Genomic DNA, 19,575 nt, shown 5'->3' on the forward strand with positions numbered 1-19,575 from the left:
ATTGCTGACTTTGGCGGCGCGGGCACGTATATAGTAGTTTGATTTCCAGCGGAAACCGACTATCGGTCCCACTTTGCCGGAGAAACCTCCGAGAATGCCTTGATTGATAATTCCCATACTATCGTGTTTTAAATTACTTGTTTTTCTGATTGCGCAAATATATGGAAAAAGATTCTCATCAATCCGGTCCACGTGATTTTTGCGTTCATTTGCGTCGTTTTGCGTAGATAATTATTTTGCCTTTTCCGATGGGCTCTGTTTTGTCCGCATTATACCCGGGATGCACTTGCTCCGTACCAAGGTCGTGGTTTCTTCGCTCAGAGGTACCTGTGAGTGGAGAAGGTACGGAGCAAGTGCATCCCGGATATAGCTCGGATAAGAGGTTGTTTAGCTATTAATTAGTAATGATGAAACGTGAGCAAAGGTTTCTGTAACATTTCCTTTCTTCTTTAAGTGTATGAATCCCTATCTTTGTAATCTTCTTCACAATTTCTACATCGTACATTTCCTTCTTTTTTTAGTATCTGATAGAGGAGGAGTGTATTTTGTGTAGGAACAGATTATTTGTTAGAATTGAAAAATCATTTTAAAGAAGGATATCTATCAAATAAAATAAAAAATAGGAAGATGCTGGGGGGGGTAGATGAAGATTCAAACCCTGTCATTGTATATTATGAGTTCAAGCAATAAAATAGTAGTTTGTCTGTAAGAGTTTGTATTTAAACGTAACCTCTGATTAAATTTATGATGTAACCATGATTCGATATAAAGTAATATTTTTATTATTAGTTATAGCTTTTAATATTTCCTGTTCTAAAAAAGGAGCACAAAGCGAGAGTAAGTATGAGGTTGATTTATTAAGTGGGGTGGTAGATAGTCTTGGCTATTCTTTATTTACTGACTCTATTAAGTATATTAATCTGGAAACTACAGATTCTTGTTTAATAGGGGAGATAACAGATATGGCAATTGGTACTGACCGACTGTTTGTCTTCGACAAGCGTAGACAAACCATATGGGTATTCAATCAGGAAGGTAAATTTTTGAGTAAAATATTTAAGCAAGGGAATGGACCGGGGGAATATATTCGAATTGAGCAATTCGAGTATGACGAGAAAAATAATCAAATTGTGCTTTTGGCATGGGGAAGTCAACTTTTGTTTTATACACCGGAAGGTGAATTTTTGAAAACTGTAAAACTTGGCTTTCCTCTTACTCCTAGTGATTTTAAAATAGTTCCACAAGGTGGTTTCATTTTCTCTCAAGCGGGATGGGATAAACCCACTGCTGGAATTTATTATGTGAATGATCAGGGCAAAGAAGAGCAAATATTGGTAAAACGAAAAGAGAACCATCTTGTTTTTATAAATTTCGATTGGGAATTATGTTCTTATGATAATACGATTTGTTTTATGTCGCCCAATTTTGAAAATATAGTTTATCATTACGAAAACCAAGAACTTGTAACGGAATATCCATTTCGTATGAAGCCTGAATTGAAGCATGATTATATGGAAACGGTCTCCCTGCAATATTTTGAGGACTTTATTAGAACGGGGTATTTGGAAGGAGAGAAATGGATATTGGCAACTTATTGGTCTTCGGTGGAGGATGCCAGGGCATTCCTTTTTTCAAAGGAGAAGGAGAAATATTGGATTGGGAAATATTTAGTAAATGATTTGGATGGAGTAGATCGTAATGCTAATACTTCTGTATCTGGAAATAATACTTTTGTATTCTGGCGTGAGAATGAAGATACTGATGAGAATCCTATCATTCAGGTTTTGTATTTGAAATAGTAGATTTAGTATTTTATTATGAGTATGAGATATATACAAATTGATATTTTATTGTTCATTGGGATATTAAGTATCTGTAGTTGTTCTTTTAAGAATGATTATCCTAGACAGGCTAACCTTGTCCAGATAGATCTATCTTATCAAAAAACTCAATTTCCTCTCTCTTCTTTTATTGATGATATATCTACTATCAAACTGGAACTTCCTACTCCTTATTTTTGGGGAGTGGTTACAGATGTTTTATTTGCGGATTCAACTCTTTTTGTAGTGGATAAGAAACAAGGAAATATTTTTCGTTTTAAGAAAGATGGTACCTTTTTGAATAAGATTGGATCGAGAGGAGGAGCGCCTGGAGAGTTTCTTAGTTTACATCGTTTCTTTATAGGAGATCAATATGTGTTTGTTAATGACTTGAATGTAAGGAAAATACATTATTACGCACATTCAGGAGATTATGTTAAGTCTATTTCTTCTACATATGAATTGGTTTATGATGATATAGTAGCTTTGCCTGATGGCAAATTTTTGTGTCATGACATAGAGGGGTATAAAGATGAAAGTAAGATTTGGCTTATGAATGAAAAAGGGGAGAAGGAAAGGACATTATTGTTTCATGAAGATAATTATCCCTACAGCTATACAGATTGGAATACTATTAATACTACTATGGATAATCAACTAAACATATTGGATCCTATAACTGGTACTTTTTATCTTTATGATATAGAGAGAGAAAAGCTGACAGAAACTCTACGCTTAGTATCTAAGGAAAAAGATTTATCAGCTTTTGGGGGTATTGAAAATCTCTCGCAAATTAAAGATAAATATGCATATCTCTCTTTTGCAATAGATACTGATAGCTATGTGTATTCTATATGGTCTACTTCAGATAATATTGCTTTGTGCTCTCTTTATGCGAAGGAAGAAAAAAAGATTGATGTTTTCAGAATGCCTGAAATGGATTTTCTTGGTTATTCAATATGCCCTATTCCTGTATCTACAAATTTACCGGATGTGATGGTAGCTATTATGACTGATGAGTATCCTTTGGAGTATTTCCCGGATCAGTATCAAGATGGAGTTTCTGAACAAGTAGTAATTGTTTATATAATGAAGTTCAAACAACCTAGATGATGTTGTGTAATACTGAATGAAAGTTTGATATGGAGATGTGTATATTGAATAAGGTTGATAATTGATTTTATATTTAATATAATGCAAAAATTTTGGTTTATTGGAGAACCTGTTTACTGTCATTGATATTTTATATGGTGATTGCTTGTCGGAGAAGTTATCTTCATATGGACTGAGTATGCAGGAATTGAAGTTATGCTACCTGGTTCGTGCCCGGTTAGGCAATAAGGCTATTGCAGTTCTCTTTAATATTGCTTCCCGTTCGGTGCTGAAGGCAAAGCAACGTATAAAAGGGAAATTAGCGTTATCGGCTACAGATTGTTTGGATAAATGTATTCAGCAACATTAACTATACGATTCATGTTCTCTTGTTCTTAATTTATTCGTTTGAGTGTAGACGCTTATCCGGTAATGAACACTATTCTCGAAATGATATATAGATAGTCAACTGTTTGATATTTTGCCTCAGATACGTAGAAGTTCCTTGATCTCACGGGAAGGTCTGTACCCCATTCTCAATATAGAAAACTTTCTCTTCTTTTCCTCTGGTCAAATTCCGGAGATGGAGCAGAGCGCCTTTGGGAATGTTATCGAAAACGAGTGTATCGGTTTTTGCTTCTTGTTTGGAAATATACTTCCATCCCTCATATCCATCATTGTATCCTATTTCATAAACATCCCCAACCCGTATGAAGTTGTCGTCATTGCGGGGTGTATAGTCTAGACGGTCTATGTATACCTCTTTTCCAAAATCTATTGTGATATGACTTCCTTTTTGTTTTGATACAATCCAAGTCAATGGATTATGATCCAAGCATTCTTGCAGTTTCTCTGCAGAAAGTTGCCCCTCATATTTATTCTCGCTAATACTTTGGGCAGTGATTGGCTGACCTTTGTGATAAAAATCTAAATCAGCCACTTCTACAACTTGATTTTTTGGGGCTGTATAACGGATATAACGGCATTGAACAGGAGGATTGAGATGAATGGTATTCACACTGACTTTCGGTGTATCTGCAATATGATATAATAATTGTTTTTGTCTGAAGTTCTCATAATCCGAACCATATATTTTAGCTCCTACCACTTTTGCCATGTGTTTAACTACCCGCAGATAAAGAGGGCATTTGCGGGTTACAGTAATGCTTTCATATTCATCTTTATTAGGAACAAAGGTTATAGCAGAATCTCCTTTTAAGACGAAAGGATACCCGGCTAACCGATATTCCATACCATCATAATAAAGTGGTTGATAGGCAATATTAGGCTCTATATTATGGAAAATTGCTTTCCCATCAGCTACCTTTGCCATATCAATAGGCATCCACTGGGCGGGGCTGAAAATTCCGATGTACATATATGTTTCAGAGGCATCTTCCGATGGCACTTCATGACAATTTTCAAAGTATTCGCTACTAACATCTTTTATGAAAAGATTTTTAAAAATAGATGGAACTTTTGAATCTAGAATCATGTCTTTGAACGTTTCTTGCTGCATACCGAAACACCTGCGTAATACTTTGCCTTTCTTTCTTCCATCATTATATTTGTCGCGTCTCACAGCATCTTCTTCTGTAAACCAGAATGGAATATAACGTTGTGTGGTGTCTAAAACAACATTCCAGGTGTGTCCTGTCAGGTTATCCGGTGAAAGAGGTAACTCATCTACTGCAACGGGGATTCCCAATGAGCGTAATACATATATCAGGTAGTCGCAAGAGTCTACACATTTTCCTACCCGGTGTTTTAATAGAAACTGTGCTCCCAAGTGTGGAAGATTCAGGTTGCGGTTGAAGATGAATTTTTCATCCCTTAGATATTGTCCAATAGCATTGGATGCTTTAATGATATCTGAGCCTGTATATAGAGAATCTAAAAGGAACGAGAATTTTTTACGATAATCTGCTCTCCAATTCTCTAGTGGTTCATCGCTTATCCGGTATGGTAAGATAAGTTCGCAAAAGTCATCGAAGGTAAAGTGCTTGTTCCACGGTCTTTTCTCCCATTCTTCAAAAGCCATATCTATATTCTCTATTAAATAGTCGGCCGTTATCACATGTGCATCATATACTTTGGGTAGATTATCGTATCTGAAACCTTTCAAAGGGTTTACTTTGTCATCCGGTAGTTTACCATTTTCATCAACGCTTGCTTTGATGGCTTTTATGCTATCTAATACGTGCCCGGCATAACTAAAATAGTAAGGCATATTTTTTATAAGAAAATGGGCAGCTTTTAATTTTAGCGGGTTTTTGCGGTAGTGTTCCAATACTTTTAATAATTCAGAACGATTGTCTCCTGCAAAATCCAGGGCATATTCTATACGATAATTTTCTTTTTGACATGCGACCACAATAAATAGTAGGATTATGCTAAAGATAAAAGTTTGTTTGGACGATTTGTTTTTCATAATCTATTTTTTATAAGTGACAAAAATAGAGGAGAATATGCTATTAGTATATGTCTATTCCCGCCAAAAAGGTATGTTTTACTGTGTTTTGTTAATTTGTATATAGTTTTGGCGAGGATGGGTATGTGTGGTCACTATATTTCCTGCTACTTTTGTGAAATATTGATGGTAAGGTAACTATAAATAGATTATTTTCAATCTTTGATATCTAGTATAAAATTATATTGAGTAGAAAAAGTGAAGAAAAAGATAAAAGTACTTGCTACTTTATATTATTAATTAAATTTTTATTTATTATGAAGAAAAACATTTTAGTGGGAATATTTGCCCTTGCGTTTTTAGTAACTGTAGGTTATGGAGTGGAAAGAATGAATAATTATTCTAAATTAACCTATTTAGCATTGGAGAATGTGGAAGCATTGGCTGACGATGAAAGTGGGACTAAGGTTGGGCGTTGTAATTTGGAAGATACATGGGCACATGAAAGAGGGTATAGATATTTTTGCGATAGCAGGACTAATGATAGTACAATTTACCCATGCCCATCCTCAAGCTCATTTGGTAGTTATGATGATAATAAGAAAGAACGATGTACTAAATAATTAATTTTTAACTATAAAGTTCTCTCAAAATAGGTATTAACTTCTTGTTTGTAATTCTTAATTCATAATAAGAATGAAAGAGGGTAATATCTATTTTGAGATATAAAAATTAGTTGGAAACATTATTTGTAAATAATCATAGTTGTATAAGCAAAATTAGAGACATGCAAATAATAAAAAATATACTTTATCTTGTACTTATACTAAATACTTGCATAAGTTGTCATAAAAATAGTGATAACACATATTTCAATGGTGAAATCCAAACTATTGAAGATAGTATCAAAGATGTGAAGAAAGTTACGTTGAAAGTCGTTTCATTGGATGGGGCAAATTTCGGCTGGTTATCGACCTATGATTCACTCATGTTTTTTTTGAATCCCAAATTAACGGATCGTTTTTATAATATATTTAATATAGATACAGGGAAAGAAATAGGGACTTTTTGTAATAAAGGAGGAGGCCCTGATGAGGTTTCTACTTTCGGCCCTATTTTTCACCTTTTTGAAGAAAAGGGTGAATTAAAAACTCTACTATTTGCGCCTAACGAGGAGAAGTTATTCATTTGGAATATAACTCAGTCTATTCAGCAAGGCACAACTATTATGGATAAAATGTTTCCATATACTTGGCGGACAGAGAATGGAGGTGCCCCTTATCTCCTTATGTTTCTTCAAGATAAAAATACATTAATAGCTGAATTACAGTCATTTCCTCTTAATGAAGAAGAGGCTACTTTGCCTGCTTATCAGAAACGGACGCTTGATACTAATAAGTTACTGGGAAGTTATTCAAGCTATAAGAAGTCAATAAAAAATGGAGCAGCATCTATTTTCCCAGAGTCTTTCTTTTATTCTAATGATGCTTTTAAACCAGATAAAACTAAAGTGGTACAAGCTATGGCTAATCTCCCACAATTGAATATTCTAGATATTGAAACAGGTCAAGTAGTAGGTTACCGTATGAAAAATGGGCCAGATTTCTCTCTGTTTGAAACAGATAGACAAATAAAGAAATATTTTACAAGGGTACAGGCGGATGACAATTATATATATACATTATATTGGGGAAAAGAGCATTGGGGACGTTTTGAAATTCCATATATGAATACTATTTATGTTTTCAATTGGCAGGGAAATTTGATACGAAAGTTAGAAACAGATCGTGGGCTTGATCAGATGTGGATAGATCCGATAAGAAATAGATTATATGTAACGAGTCCCAAAGTTGACGATGTCTTCTATTTGGATTTAAATGGACTTTTTGATTAAGTTATTGTTGGATTTTTTGTAATTATATAATAAGCTATGGAGCGCTTATGTTTGTTGTTGCTATTTTTTTTCTTTTATTCTTGTAAAGATAAGAAAGATGATATTGTTCAGTTAGTTAATGAGTGGGATGGTAAAGAAATTGTCTTTCCTACTTCTTCTAAATTTACAGTACAAGGAGAAGACACTGTGACTTTTTCTTTCTCAGATGCTGATTATAAGATTGTTTCTTATATAGATTCTGTTGGTTGTACTGGTTGTAAAATGCACTTGCCTCGGTGGAGAAGATTTATGTATGAAATAGACACTTTGATGGATGCCAGTGTTCCATTTGTGTTCTATTTCCATCCCAAAAATATCGAAGACTTGTGTTACATAATGCGTCGTGATGTATTTACTCATCCAGTTTGTCTTGATATATCTGATGATTTTAATACTTTAAATCGTTTTCCTAAAGAGAGAGCTTTTCAAACATTCTTATTGAATAAGGAAAATAAGGTAATAGCTATTGGCAATCCAGTTCTTAATCCTAAGGTGAAAGAATTATATCTTAAAATATTGATGGGTGATATATCTCAAACGACTACTATTCCGAACACTGAAGTTGTTGTTGATAAATTGAAGTTGGATTTTGGTTCTTTTGTCCATTCAGAAACTCAAGTGCATAAGTTGATTGTAACCAATACAGGTGGAACTCCTTTGGTTATTCAGGATATTATTACCTCTTGTGGTTGTGTGAAAGTGAAATATGCTAAAGAACCTGTTCCTCCCGGTAGTAAGTTGGAAATAGTAGTTATTTATGAAGCTGAAAAAGCGGAGTATTTTAGTAAAACTATAACGATATATTGCAATACAGAGTCTTCTCCAATAATGTTGAAGATAGTGGGAAATGCAGAATAGTTGGATACACTATGAGGAAATGGAGTAAAATGATAGTGAGTATTGCTTATGGTTGTTGCATTAGTATTGTAGCGTTATTCATAGTGCAGATATTTGCACTTACTTCATTTAAGATACCCTCTGACTCGATGGAACCTTCTTTATTAGCTGGAGATTATATTTTGGTGGATAAATGTTCTAAGGGAGCTAGGTTGTTCAATGTGTTTGATGCTGTAGATAGGCGGGAAGTGAAGATTCATCGTGTGCCTGGTTGGAGGAATTTTAAGAGGAACGATGTATTAGTCTTCAATCTACCTTATCCAGATCGTTGGGATAGTATCGCTTTTGATGTGATGAAATACTATGTAAAACGTTGTATAGCTCTTCCAGGCGATACTTTCGAGATACGAAATGGGCGATATTATGTGCGGAATTGTGACGCTATTCTGGGGAATGTGGCATCACAAGAATATTTGATGAATATATTGGGGTCGGGCAAAGCGGAGGAGCATGGTGTTGTGACAAGGTGTTATCCTTATAGTGGATTGCTGGATTGGAATATTAAAAATTTTGGTCCATTTTATATTCCTGCTAAGGGAGATACGATACTTATTAATCCAAAGACAAAACTGCTGTATCGGAATCTGATAGAATGGGAACAGAAAAAGAAGTTGCAACTAAGAGGTGATACAGTTCTGTTTGGCGATAGTATGATACGGAATTACTGTTTCCGGGAAAATTATTATTTTGTTGTAGGTGATAAGGTTGTGAATTCGAGAGATTCTCGCTATTGGGGATTATTGCCAGAACCTTTTATTGTAGGCAAAGTTGTTCGGATATGGAAGTCGGTAGACTTAAAAACTAATGAGATGCGGTGGAACAGAGTTCTTAAAAGGATAGAATGATAAAGTTGAGCATACATAGTATGAAAAATACAGTAATAGTGACGCTGTCGTTTGTTGCTGTATGTTCTTTGTTGGGGCTGGTATGTGTAACAACTCCTGGACTTCCTATTAGGGAAACCATTGGGCAATGGATATGGTTTGGGAAAGCTGTACTATTTTCGGCGAGTTGCGTTGTTGCTGTTTTTTTATTGGAGTTTTTAGGGAAAAGTTCTTGGAAAGCAATATTGCTTTTCCCGCATATCTCTGTTTATGTATCATGGAGTTTGATATTTTGGGGAGCTATCGAAGTTATTTGGGGATTACGCCAGTTATATGGTTTTTCAGCTTCCGGTCATTTGCAATATGCATTTACAGGCTCTTTTTTTAATCCGGGTCCGTATGCCGGGTACTTGGCGATGGTATTGCCAATATGTTTGCATCAGCATATGTGCATTGTTGGCTGGAAGCAGGTAAGTGTTTTTCGGAAAATAGAGAAATCTATTACAGTAGTTGTTGGTTTTTTGATCCTTTGCATGCTACCGGCTACTATGAGTCGTTCAGCTTGGATGGCTGTTATAATAAGTTGTACTTGGGTGATGTATATGCATCGGAACCATCGCAAATGGACTCTTCTTTGGCAGAGATATAGGAAACGCTATATCTCATGGGGAATAGGAATCTTTTTTATTTTGATGCTGGGAGGCGCAGGAATGTTTCTTTTGAAATCAGATTCTGCTTTGGGGCGCTTGTTTATGTGGAAAATTACTTGTCAGGCTATAGCTAAATATCCGCAGGGTTGTGATAAAGGATTTGCTTTTGCTTATGGCGAAGCACAGGAAAAATATTTTGCTCAGAGGAATTATGCTGAATGGGAAGAGCGTGTGGCGGGGAGCCCGGAATATGCATTTAATGAATATTTGGAACTGGCTTTGACGAAAGGGATTGTTATTTGTGTAATGTTGTTGGTGATTACTTTTGGTTGTTTGTGGATTGGGGTACGATCTGGACGATATGGTGTATGTGGTGCAATTATAGCTTTACTTGTCTTCTCTTCTTCTTCTTATCCTATGCATCTTCCTGCTTTTATAATAGCCTATATTTGTTTGTTGTTAGCTTGCGGAATAGGAGATGTGATAGGGAAACCACTTACTTTATATGTATGTGTTATGATATGGGGTGGAGGTTATAGTGAGAAATGGCAACAGGAAAAGGAGGCTTATTGGGTATGGGAGAATACAAGAAAACTTTATTATTCGGGAGCTTATGCATCTGCTAATGAGTATTACAAGGAACTTTATCCACTTTTGAAGGAAAAAGGGAGGTTTTTGTTTGAGTATGCTCATAGCTTGCATAAATCTGGATTTTATAATGAGTCTAATGAATATCTGCGTGAGGCTGGTAAATATAGCACTGATCCGATGATATTGAATATTATGGGTAAGAATTATCAGGAATTGCATTATTATGAATACGCTGAAACTTGTTTCCTCTCGTCTGTCAATCGTTTACCAGGTAGGATTTATCCTTACTATCTTTTGGCAAAGCTTTACACTGAATCGGATTTTTGGAATAAGGGAAAATTTGTAGAGATGAGTCAGATTGTGTTAACCAAAGAACCTAAAGTGCATTCTACAGCTATTGAAGAAATGCGCAGTGAAGTGAAATTGATTGCGAAAAAAATGAAATAAATAAGGAAATAATATGGATAATTATAAAATAACAGGAATATGGAAACCTATCATGATAACTGGAATGCCTGTCTGCTATTCCGCAATAAACAATTGACTAAACAACTGAAAGACTATCAGAATGCCTCGGCATTAGCTGAATATTCTTCTGCCCTGCTTGTGTCTATGGGGCAATTGCTTCGTCTTCATCAGCATCCGTCTTATGGACTTGTTAGGGATGAGGCTGAATGGGAGAACCTGTTTACTGTCATTGATATGTTGTATGGTGATTGCCTGTCAGAGAAGTTATCTTCATATGGACTGAGTATGCAGGAATTGAAGTTATGCTACCTGGTTCGTGCCCGGTTAGGCAATAAGGCTATTGCAGTTCTCTTTAATATTGCTTCCCGTTCGGTGCTGAAGGCAAAGCAACGTATAAAAGGGAAATTAGCGTTATCGGCTACAGATTGTTTGGATAAGTATATTCAGCAACATTAAATGTCTGTTTCGGAAATATGCTATTATGACGGATTTGGTAATGTTTCGTATTTCAATTGAGTGTTTAAAAACAATAAAAGGGTTCCTCCGAGCGAGTATGGCAGATTATAGTCTGTATGCCTTTTTGTATGCATTTCCCCTTATTCTTATTTCATAAAGATGGTATATTGGTGATTTTGCTAACGCTTATTTTTGTCAATACGTGCAAAGTAGATATTTAATGCATAAATAGCCAAATAATTAGTGCTACTTGCTGCATAATATACGATATTTATACGATAATTAGGCGGAAAAAGTCAATTTCATGCAAACAAACTCTTAACTCCTTGTTGACAAACTCTTAATTTCCTGTCGAAAAGAAGTTAACTTTATCGTAGATGAATGCTTGCTTGCTCTGCGAGAAACCATATGAAACTCTACGGTGAGCGAAATAGGTAGACATAAGATGCCTTTTTGAGTTTTTTAGCGAATGTTTCCTGATGAGTATTGAACTGTTATTTTGAATGGTAAATTGCCAAGTTTTGTTTCCTTTTTCTTAAAAACAGGATTTCTTTGTTCTCTTCTGTCGATAGTTCGTATTTCTTCCTTTCCTCTTGCTCTCTTTCTAATGGCTCTGGCTGCGTTTCTTCTGTTTCCTCTATCCTTTTCCCGGAAATACAATACTCAGAAGTCCTTTAAAAATACAAAATGACAGTTTGCAATTTGCATTTTGTCAGCTTACCCTTTAAATAGGTGTGATACAATTGTAACTTTTTATAGCTAATTATTGAGGGAATAAACTGACTTTTCATATCTTTGGACAAGATTAAACTGTAGAAAACAATGGATGAAACATTAAAAGGACAGATTGATGCTTGGACAGAAGCTGACGAGCATGGTAAAGGTATTGATGCGGTGCCCTTCAGAAAACGGGTTCAGGACTTCTGGAAATGGTTTACTGACAACGAAGAAGACCTGGCGCAGATAGTTGAAAACCGTGGTCAGCTTGAGAGTGGTGATGCAGTTGAGTTTGTTACAGCCGGAACTAATCTGATAAACGAGGATGTGCACTTCAACCTGGGCGGAGATTATGAATTTACTTTCTCTGTGGAGGGTAGTACACACTTATTCTACCTTTATCCGTATGTGGTATCGCAGTTGCCCGCACAATTCAAGGATAAATGGCATTTCTTTCCCTTCAATCAGGGGACAGATGCAAGCTTTAGCTTTGGTATGTACGGAGTGAATGTGGATATGGCCCAGGTGCAGGTATCTGCTACTTATCAGGAAGACATCAACGCCTTTAATATTTGTTTTTACGAAGAGCATTTGTGTTCGTTGGAAGAGGCCCAGAGCTTTAATGCATACTATATCATGATGGAAATCATGCTTGGTGAAGGACTTTCATACCAGTACATCGGCAATGTGGAACGGGCGGATGCTCCGCTTGAAAACAGTATGAAGCTTCCCGAACTCAGGGCATATATTACGGATACGCTAAAGGCTCATGACAAGGAAATATTCGATAATCCGCAACAAGTGTATACCGGTTACCGTTTTGAACCTCAGGAGAGCGAAGAATTGCGTTTTGACGTTGTTGCAGGCAGCTCCTGCTTCCAGCCTCTGGTTGCCGATTATTATAATGGGTCGGAGGAGCTGTTCAACCGGTTGAACAGGTTCGGTGCACAAGCGGTATTTATCGCTTTCCCATATGAGAACAATGAAGAAGGAGACGGGAAGAAGGCACTGGATTTCCGATACGAGTTGGAAGACCGCTTATCGGAAGAGTTGCTTGCGCCGGAAGGTCTGGGACTTTTGCTGGGTGGTGCTGTCGGAACAGGTACTTGCTACATAGACCTCCTGTTATTTGATGAGCCGGCTTTCATCGAGAAGATTGTCCCGTTCCTGAAAGATTATCCCCAGTATCGCTTCTATCTCTCTGATTTCCGTCAGGGGAGTGACTTGTGCAGGTTGTATGAGACAGAAGATGACGAGACGGAGGAATAAAAATAAATCGCTAATAATTAATATATCACAACCATGAGTATAGGTTTCAGATTAACAACGAAGTGCAAAAACGTTTCTTCATTCCAGAAGCTGTTGGATGTGGTGGCTGCCCGGCATGAGGTGTCTGTTAGTCATACAGAGGATTATTCGGAATTATCTGTTTGTCGTTTAGGAAATATATTCTTCAATTATGAGCCGGCAGAGGATGAAATGGTCATTATAGGCGATTGCCAGACCAACTTGTTAGGTGCAGGCTTTCATAAGGCTGCGATAGATATCGTTGATGAATTGATGGATCTGAGGGACTTCCCTTTTGAGGTGGAAGACGATACGGAATATTATGAGCACAGGGACTTTGAGCGGATGCGTTCCGAGCATTTCTATCATTGGCTGAATGCGATTGTAGAGCTTTGCCAGGAACGTATGAGTAAGGTTGGTGGTATGCAGGCCATCTGCTGGGATTGCAATAAATACATGCCGCAGGAAATAGAAGGAACGGTGGTATCTCCCTTCGGACGACTACGTCCCGAAAATCTTGTAGAACGGATAAAGAACAAGGGCATCGAAGCATTGGCAAATGAATTCCTCATGTGGAACAATAAGGAACGTGATGCATTGTTCTACCGGAATACTGCTTTGAGTGCTTTGTGGGAAGATTGCTACTTCATGCCTTCTGCCCGCAGCGATGAAGATGAGGAAGTCAATTCGTTCATTATAAAAAATCTGGAGATGGCAGCCGGAATAGATGCGTCTCTTCCTTTTCCGAAAGAAGACTATCTGTTGCTTTGCCGTCTGGCAGAAAAAGAGCCGATAGATGTCTCTGCATTGCCGGACTACGTATGTGAGTTTCCGATAGGTTATCGTAAAGGATGGGTGACGTATACATTGGGCAACTTGAAGTTTTCTCTTCCGGGTAAGTATCTTTATTTTGAAGAAAACGATTCCCGCGGTTATTATGACGGGGAGGATGAGAACTGGCATATTGTTCGCATGACGGCATGTTCCATGCCTGATGAGGAAGTGGACTATCTGGAAGACGATGCGCCTGTATTGCTGAAGGAACTGTTCTTCAAGAATGGTAAATGCAGGCTCTATGACCTGGGTGCAGATGGAGATGAAGAGAATGATGAATACGTATGCCAATGTCAGGTTATCACTGAACATCAGTTCACCCTTTTCACCATTTCGTGTGAAGGGAAGAAGGAAGCGACGGCTTTTTCAACTGATTTTATAGAGCATTTTTTGGCTATAAAGGAAGATAAGCATGAAGAGTTGCTCAAAAAGATAGAAAAGTGGAATGAGGAGGATGAAGAACAAAAAATAATCGATGCCATCCTGGAGATTGTCGAAGAAGAGCGGGGCACAGAGCTGACAGGACTTCTGGCACGTGCTTACAACAATCTGGGAAGCTTTCAGAAAGCTCTTGATTGCCTCTTCTCCATAGAGGAAGAGTGCAGGGAAGATGCGCTTTGGTTCTATCGCGTGGGCTATGCCTATTATTATTTGAATCAGTTGGACAAGGCGCAGGAGGCATTTGAGCATTCGTTAGAGTTGGACCCAGACGATGAAGATGCGAAAGAATACGTTGAGAATTGTAAGAATGGAGTATATCCCTATAATCTGGAAATGTACGAAGAGGAAGAATTGGATACTCTGGAGGCCCATGTTGAAAAGTTCTTCGGTCATTCGGATAATGTCTTCCATGAAATAGCTTCGCCGGATGTCCACGTGGATATTTATATTGTTGAGCCGACGGCTGAAAAGAACTATTATACGTTGGTAACTTCGGGCATGGGTGCGCATCGGATGAATGTACCCCAAAAGTTGGCTGAGTATAAGCTGGAGCGTGCCGAACTATTGATATATTTGCCCGCCGATTGGAAAATCCAGAGTCATGATGAAAAAGATTACTGGCCATTGCGCTGGCTGAAGATACTTGCCCGTCTGCCGATAGAGCAGGATACCTGGTTAGGTTGGGGACATACCATTCCGAATGGTGAGCCGTTTGCGGAGAATACAAAGCTTTCGGGAGTATTGCTCATTAATCCGGAGAATGTGAAAGAAGGTGCTGCCGTATGCCAATTGCCCAATGGTGAGGAGGTGAATTTCTATCAGGTGATTCCACTCTATGAAGAAGAGATGAATTTCAAGATAAAGAGAGGCGCAGAGGCTTTATTGGGAAAAATGGGTGAAATGAGCGCGGTGGTGGATATTAATAGGGTGAATGTCTGTGGTTAATCATTAACCACAGACACAAAAGTAACGACAGAGCGTGCGGGGATTACTGCCAATTGTTTATTCTTCAATTTATCAATGGGAAGCAAGTCTTCGCCAACCTTATCCGATGTGCGATAGCCCTGCCATGATTTCACCTTCGAATCATTTACATGGAACGTGAAATTTTGTTCCCGGTCGGCATAGTTGATGACGACCATTACCCATTGCCCGTTTACATTCCGGTAAGCAGAGCACATAAGTCCTTTGGGGTCAGTATCTCCTTCCGGAATTGTCTGTCCTTTTTCGTTAGTTGCACGAATAGACATGCGTACAGCTCCCGGACGGACAAAACGACTGTAGTTGCCTAATATCCACATCAGTTTAGAATCTTCCACTTTGCCGTCATGTAAGTCGGGGACCGTGTATTCTCGTATCAATCCATCCTTATAATCGCCTCCTATGGCACGCCACCATTGCCAGCTACGGGCTCCTGCATAAACAATGTCATGATGAATGATACGTGCCACATAAAGGGCTGTTTTCATTGTGCGGTCGAATCCGTGACCGCCGCCTATTTCCTCGTCATTCCCCATAATGCAGGTTTCCGTCTGCCAGAAATCAACCTTGTATTTATCTAACGTATCACGTAACTGACGGCGATAATCACGAAGCATGTTTAGCGGAGTAGTTGTCCAATAGCTGTGCCCTGAGATGAGACGGAGGACCTTGGGGGTATTTCCCAAATAAGTGTCTGTACTATCCGGTGAAAAGAAAGATTGTATCTCGTATCCACGTTCGTGATTAGTCATATGGGTAGAAAACATGCAACGGTAATCCGATGATTCACAGATAGCAATTTCCGTATCAATTCCTTCTTTTACAAACTCTTTACTGATGAGGCGTACGGCACGGGCTATTTCTTTCTTCGTGGCCGGAGTACCTTCCTGTTTGGGTCCTATCCAGTTCCAGTGACCATCCGGTTCATTGAAAGGGGAAAGGTAATCGAACTTGATGCCGTCCTTCTTCTCCACTCCTTTAATCATATTTGCCAGAAAGCGAGCGAAATCTTCATAATGTTCCTCTTTCAGATTAAGTGTACCGTCACGTCCGGTGTTGGTGGCAAGCCCGTTCTGGGTATAATAGACGGGCGGTGAGTTCAGGAAAGCGAGAAACTTGCCGACCCCGCGTTCTTTGGCTAAACGGAGAAAGTTGCGTTGTCCCTGTTGCTTATTCCAGTCATAGCTCCCATCCGGCTGCAAGAAACACTCGGTACGCATCCAGGGAGAACCTATTTGACTCGCTTTGCCCTGCTCCGTACTTCCTGCGCCTACATTGAATCGCCACATAGAGAGACCGATACCTTTAGGTTTTCCGTTGGCATCGTTCTCCGTGCTAAACAGCCAGTCTGCCACTAGGTTTTGTTTTTCCTGAGGCCATTTGCCTATGATGTGCATGCTCCAGGCATCCGAGGCGCTGAAGTGCTCCATGACTTGCAAGGGCTGTTCGGTAACTATCTCGAAATGAGTGGGCGGCTGGGCAAAAGCATAACTGCATATGCCGGATAAAATGGCTGCAAGGATTATTTTCTTCATTTGATAAGAATTTCTTTATAAACTGGAGAGGAAGTATCTGTTTGCGGATACTTCCTCTCGTAATTCATATATTTAAGTTATCCTGTAACTTATTTCAGTGTCACTTTGGTTGATTGCGTATAGCAAAATTCCCCTGCTTTGTCCGATTGTACCCCTACACGTGCAAAGACATAGTCGGCACTGGTCAGTGAGGATGGAATATCAATCTCGACAGTCATTTCCTGATCCAGAATAACGTTGGACAAATCCATGAATTTGTTACCTTCGTTTCTATTGTTGTCAGTTAATATACTTTTGCCGATATAAATGCCTACACTTTTCAGGTTTGCACTCTCCACGACTTTCTTGATTGTAAATTTGGCAACAACCTTATTTCCATTTTTCAGAAAAGATGGGTTCTTGATAACGAAGTACGGTGTAACTGGGATATCCTGTACTGTATTGCCTTTTACTCTGATTAATATCGTATCGTTCTGAGGTGCTTCCCAGGGTGCTCCGCTAATTCTGACCAGTTTATATTCGCCATCAAACAAAGATACGGAGTAAGTTCCATCTTGAGCAATGTGTGCCGGTATTTCTGATTTGAAATCGTAGCCATCCTGGAATAGTGCAAATCGTGTTCCGTCAGTACGAACTCCTATTGCTTCTCCTTCATACACTGCTTTTCCTGACAGCATGGACTTGGGTTCATCATAGTTGTCATATCCGCAACTTGAGAGTATCAAGAGACAACCTATTGTGATAAAAAATACTATTTTTTTCATGACTTATATATATTATTAATGGAACGGGTTTTTAACAATTTTCGGGTTGTTGTTGATAACATTCTGGTCAATTGATGAATAATAGTTGGCCAGACGGAACAACCTTGGTCTTTTGAAGCGAGTCAGCGTTGCTTTGTCAAAGATGAATTTGTCTTTGTCATCTGTTCCGGGTTTAGCTACGGCGATTCTGTAAGGATAGAGCCCGTATACTACTGTATTGTCATTGTAAGTACCGTCCCAAGTCTTATCTGCTATTCTCCAACGCTTCATATCAAAGTATCGGTGATCTTCAAATGCTAGTTCTACGCGACGCTCATTTTGGATTTTTTCCAGAGTCAGGTGTTCGATGCTGTTGGCAGGGAACCCTGCACGTTCACGCAGTTTATTGATGTAACTTTCTGGCGTAGGATCTGTTTCGCCCAGCTCGAAAGCAGCTTCGGCAGCGTTCAGATAGATTTCTCCCAAGCGAAACCAAGGCCACCAGTTTTCGCAACCAGTACCGCGTGAGCTGGCTGCTGATGCTTCGCTGACAAACTTACGAATGTAGAAACCAGTATTGCTTACGTCTGGTGCATTGTCTTTCGGACCATCCAGACCTGTCCATGTCTTTCCATCTTCATAATTGCTGCCCAATGTAGGGTTTACACTAAGATCATAAGTTCCGGTAGTTGCATTCCAGATAGCAACACCAGCCTGAATGTCAACGTCTATACTGCGGAATTTAGTACCTGGATAAACGACAGTACCGTAAAGGCGTGCGTCTTTATTGGCAAAGATATCGGTTTGATTTTCATATACAATGTAATTGCCATTAGCGTTTTTATAGCGCAATGTTCCTTTGCTTCCATCCAGATAGTCATAGCTTTCAACAAGGCTCAGTGATGGGGCGATGGTAGAAGAAGACTCGTTGTCTTCGGTCAGGTGTCTTACGATGTTATCATATGCAAAACGGTGCACTTTAGTGGGAGCTAGGTAATCTTTAGCAAAGATGATTTCTTTGTTTCCTGTCTTGGTCATGAACAAGTCATAGAAGTTCTTTCCTTTATCTGGATTTGAATTATACAGTTCATAAGGACCTGCGATGATTGCTTTGGATGCTTCAAGAGATTTCTTGTAGTAATCATTAGCCATACTGGCAGAGATACCTACTTCACCACCATCTGTCTTCACAGCGGGAGTCAGTTCGTTGTTGTATTTAGCAATGGAGCCAGCATACAGCATGGCACGACTTTGCAATGCAAGGGCTGTATAGGTGTTGGCTCTGGTCTGGCTTCCGTTGTTGCTTGCCAACTGATCCTTGATGCTTTGGATTTCAGTATAGATGAAATCATAGATTTCATGCTCTTTGGCGCGCGGATTTTGCAGATAAGACGGATCGCCACTGAAGTCATATTCCAACGTGGTAGTGATGAGGGGAACTCCACCCATGCGTCTTACTAATTCAAAATATACATAAGCACGCAGGAAACGGAATTCTGCGTTGAACAATGCTTTCTGTTCTGTCCCTAATCCGGTGCTGAATTTATCCAGTTTCTCGATAGACATGTTGATGTCGCGGATTAATCCGTAATCCCACCATCTGCCATAGTCATCGCCATACTGAAGCTCATTTCTGTAGTTTTGATCCATTGTGCCCGAATACATGGCATCGTCAACTTCGGTCATACCACCTGTATTGAAGTCACCGTGCAGTTGAGGCATTCTGTTATAGATGTTTGCCAACTGCGATTTTATCAGGGCTGGGTCATTCCATACCTGTTCGTCGGTAAGGATATTCTGAGGATCTTTCTCGAACCAACTATCCCCACAACTGGATAATAGGGAGGTAAACAATACCCCCACAATGAATAAACTGATATATCTTTTCATAATCAT

Annotated in this window: 14 protein-coding genes and 1 pseudogene; 11 read left to right on the top strand and 4 right to left on the bottom strand. The window is 38.8% G+C overall.

What is annotated here, in order from left to right; genetic code table 11:
* Positions 1–755 precede the first annotated feature (755 nt).
* From QZ135_RS10000 to QZ135_RS10010, 3 genes and pseudogenes are all read left to right on the top strand, one after another.
* On the top strand, positions 756–1,799 hold the full coding sequence (locus QZ135_RS10000) for a 6-bladed beta-propeller (RefSeq protein ID WP_294608551.1): 1,044 nt from the start codon (positions 756–758) through the stop codon (positions 1,797–1,799).
* Between the two features lie 24 nt (positions 1,800–1,823).
* Complete coding sequence (locus QZ135_RS10005; RefSeq protein ID WP_294608552.1) at positions 1,824–2,933, top strand: BF3164 family lipoprotein; 1,110 nt, start codon at positions 1,824–1,826, stop codon at positions 2,931–2,933.
* A gap of 106 nt (positions 2,934–3,039) precedes the next feature.
* Positions 3,040–3,282 (top strand): annotated as a pseudogene (locus QZ135_RS10010) (helix-turn-helix transcriptional regulator); the annotation flags it as partial.
* Positions 3,283–3,423: 141 nt separating this feature from the next.
* On the opposite strand, the gene QZ135_RS10015 reads toward QZ135_RS10010, so the two are convergent.
* Complete coding sequence (locus QZ135_RS10015) at positions 3,424–5,343, bottom strand: transglutaminase domain-containing protein (protein ID WP_294608555.1); 1,920 nt, start codon at positions 5,341–5,343, stop codon at positions 3,424–3,426.
* A 296-nt stretch (positions 5,344–5,639) separates the two neighbouring features.
* On the opposite strand from QZ135_RS10015, the gene QZ135_RS10020 reads away from it, so the two are divergent.
* The 8 genes from QZ135_RS10020 (at position 5,640) to QZ135_RS10055 (ending at position 15,365) form a co-directional block, all read left to right on the top strand.
* A complete protein-coding gene (locus tag QZ135_RS10020; protein WP_294608557.1) occupies positions 5,640–5,945 on the top strand; it encodes an NVEALA domain-containing protein in 306 nt (101 codons plus the stop codon).
* Positions 5,946–6,058: 113 nt separating this feature from the next.
* Positions 6,059–7,216, top strand: a complete 1,158-nt coding sequence (locus QZ135_RS10025; RefSeq protein ID WP_294608558.1) for a BF3164 family lipoprotein — start codon at positions 6,059–6,061, stop codon at positions 7,214–7,216.
* A 36-nt stretch (positions 7,217–7,252) separates the two neighbouring features.
* A complete protein-coding gene (locus tag QZ135_RS10030) occupies positions 7,253–8,113 on the top strand; it encodes a DUF1573 domain-containing protein (RefSeq protein WP_294608559.1) in 861 nt (286 codons plus the stop codon).
* A 29-nt stretch (positions 8,114–8,142) separates the two neighbouring features.
* Positions 8,143–8,997 carry a signal peptidase I gene (gene lepB / locus QZ135_RS10035; RefSeq protein ID WP_294608560.1) on the top strand — a complete coding sequence of 285 codons (855 nt, stop codon included), beginning with the start codon at positions 8,143–8,145 and terminating at the stop codon, positions 8,995–8,997.
* Positions 8,994–10,664 (top strand): O-antigen ligase family protein, encoded by a 1,671-nt coding sequence (locus QZ135_RS10040; RefSeq protein WP_294608561.1) that lies wholly within the window; start codon positions 8,994–8,996, stop codon positions 10,662–10,664. The genes lepB and QZ135_RS10040 overlap by 4 nt, the downstream gene beginning before the upstream one ends.
* A gap of 39 nt (positions 10,665–10,703) precedes the next feature.
* Positions 10,704–11,141: a helix-turn-helix transcriptional regulator gene (locus tag QZ135_RS10045; protein ID WP_294608562.1), complete on the top strand. Its 438-nt coding sequence runs from the start codon at positions 10,704–10,706 to the stop codon at positions 11,139–11,141.
* 822 nt (positions 11,142–11,963) lie between these two features.
* Positions 11,964–13,127, top strand: coding sequence for a hypothetical protein (locus QZ135_RS10050; RefSeq protein WP_294608563.1), 1,164 nt, complete (start codon positions 11,964–11,966; stop codon positions 13,125–13,127).
* Between the two features lie 33 nt (positions 13,128–13,160).
* Entirely contained in the window at positions 13,161–15,365 is a 2,205-nt protein-coding gene (locus QZ135_RS10055; protein ID WP_294608564.1) for a suppressor of fused domain protein, read from the top strand.
* Here QZ135_RS10055 and QZ135_RS10060 read toward each other — a convergent pair.
* From QZ135_RS10060 to QZ135_RS10070, 3 genes are all read right to left on the bottom strand, one after another.
* Positions 15,362–16,936 (bottom strand): glycoside hydrolase, encoded by a 1,575-nt coding sequence (locus tag QZ135_RS10060; protein ID WP_294608565.1) that lies wholly within the window; start codon positions 16,934–16,936, stop codon positions 15,362–15,364. The two genes, QZ135_RS10055 and QZ135_RS10060, sit on opposite strands and share 4 nt — an antisense overlap.
* 89 nt (positions 16,937–17,025) lie before the next feature.
* Positions 17,026–17,700: a DUF3823 domain-containing protein gene (locus QZ135_RS10065; RefSeq protein WP_294608567.1), complete on the bottom strand. Its 675-nt coding sequence runs from the start codon at positions 17,698–17,700 to the stop codon at positions 17,026–17,028.
* Between the two features lie 15 nt (positions 17,701–17,715).
* Positions 17,716–19,569 (bottom strand): RagB/SusD family nutrient uptake outer membrane protein, encoded by a 1,854-nt coding sequence (locus QZ135_RS10070; protein ID WP_294608568.1) that lies wholly within the window; start codon positions 19,567–19,569, stop codon positions 17,716–17,718.
* Positions 19,570–19,575 lie beyond the last annotated feature (6 nt).

Origin of the sequence: uncultured Bacteroides sp. (assembly GCF_905207245.1) — a bacterium.
GTDB lineage: Bacteria > Bacteroidota > Bacteroidia > Bacteroidales > Bacteroidaceae > Bacteroides.

Coding starts and splice junctions, on each gene's coding strand:
- lepB (WP_294608560.1), top strand. CDS start 8,143: ATGATAGTGAGTATTGCTTATGGTTGTTGCATTAGTATTGTAGCGTTA.
- QZ135_RS10000 (WP_294608551.1), top strand. CDS start 756: ATGATTCGATATAAAGTAATATTTTTATTATTAGTTATAGCTTTTAAT.
- QZ135_RS10055 (WP_294608564.1), top strand. CDS start 13,161: ATGAGTATAGGTTTCAGATTAACAACGAAGTGCAAAAACGTTTCTTCA.
- QZ135_RS10065 (WP_294608567.1), bottom strand. CDS start 17,700: ATGAAAAAAATAGTATTTTTTATCACAATAGGTTGTCTCTTGATACTC.
- QZ135_RS10050 (WP_294608563.1), top strand. CDS start 11,964: ATGGATGAAACATTAAAAGGACAGATTGATGCTTGGACAGAAGCTGAC.
- QZ135_RS10015 (WP_294608555.1), bottom strand. CDS start 5,343: ATGAAAAACAAATCGTCCAAACAAACTTTTATCTTTAGCATAATCCTA.
- QZ135_RS10005 (WP_294608552.1), top strand. CDS start 1,824: ATGAGATATATACAAATTGATATTTTATTGTTCATTGGGATATTAAGT.
- QZ135_RS10070 (WP_294608568.1), bottom strand. CDS start 19,569: ATGAAAAGATATATCAGTTTATTCATTGTGGGGGTATTGTTTACCTCC.
- QZ135_RS10020 (WP_294608557.1), top strand. CDS start 5,640: ATGAAGAAAAACATTTTAGTGGGAATATTTGCCCTTGCGTTTTTAGTA.
- QZ135_RS10060 (WP_294608565.1), bottom strand. CDS start 16,936: ATGAAGAAAATAATCCTTGCAGCCATTTTATCCGGCATATGCAGTTAT.
- QZ135_RS10045 (WP_294608562.1), top strand. CDS start 10,704: ATGGAAACCTATCATGATAACTGGAATGCCTGTCTGCTATTCCGCAAT.
- QZ135_RS10040 (WP_294608561.1), top strand. CDS start 8,994: ATGATAAAGTTGAGCATACATAGTATGAAAAATACAGTAATAGTGACG.
- QZ135_RS10030 (WP_294608559.1), top strand. CDS start 7,253: ATGGAGCGCTTATGTTTGTTGTTGCTATTTTTTTTCTTTTATTCTTGT.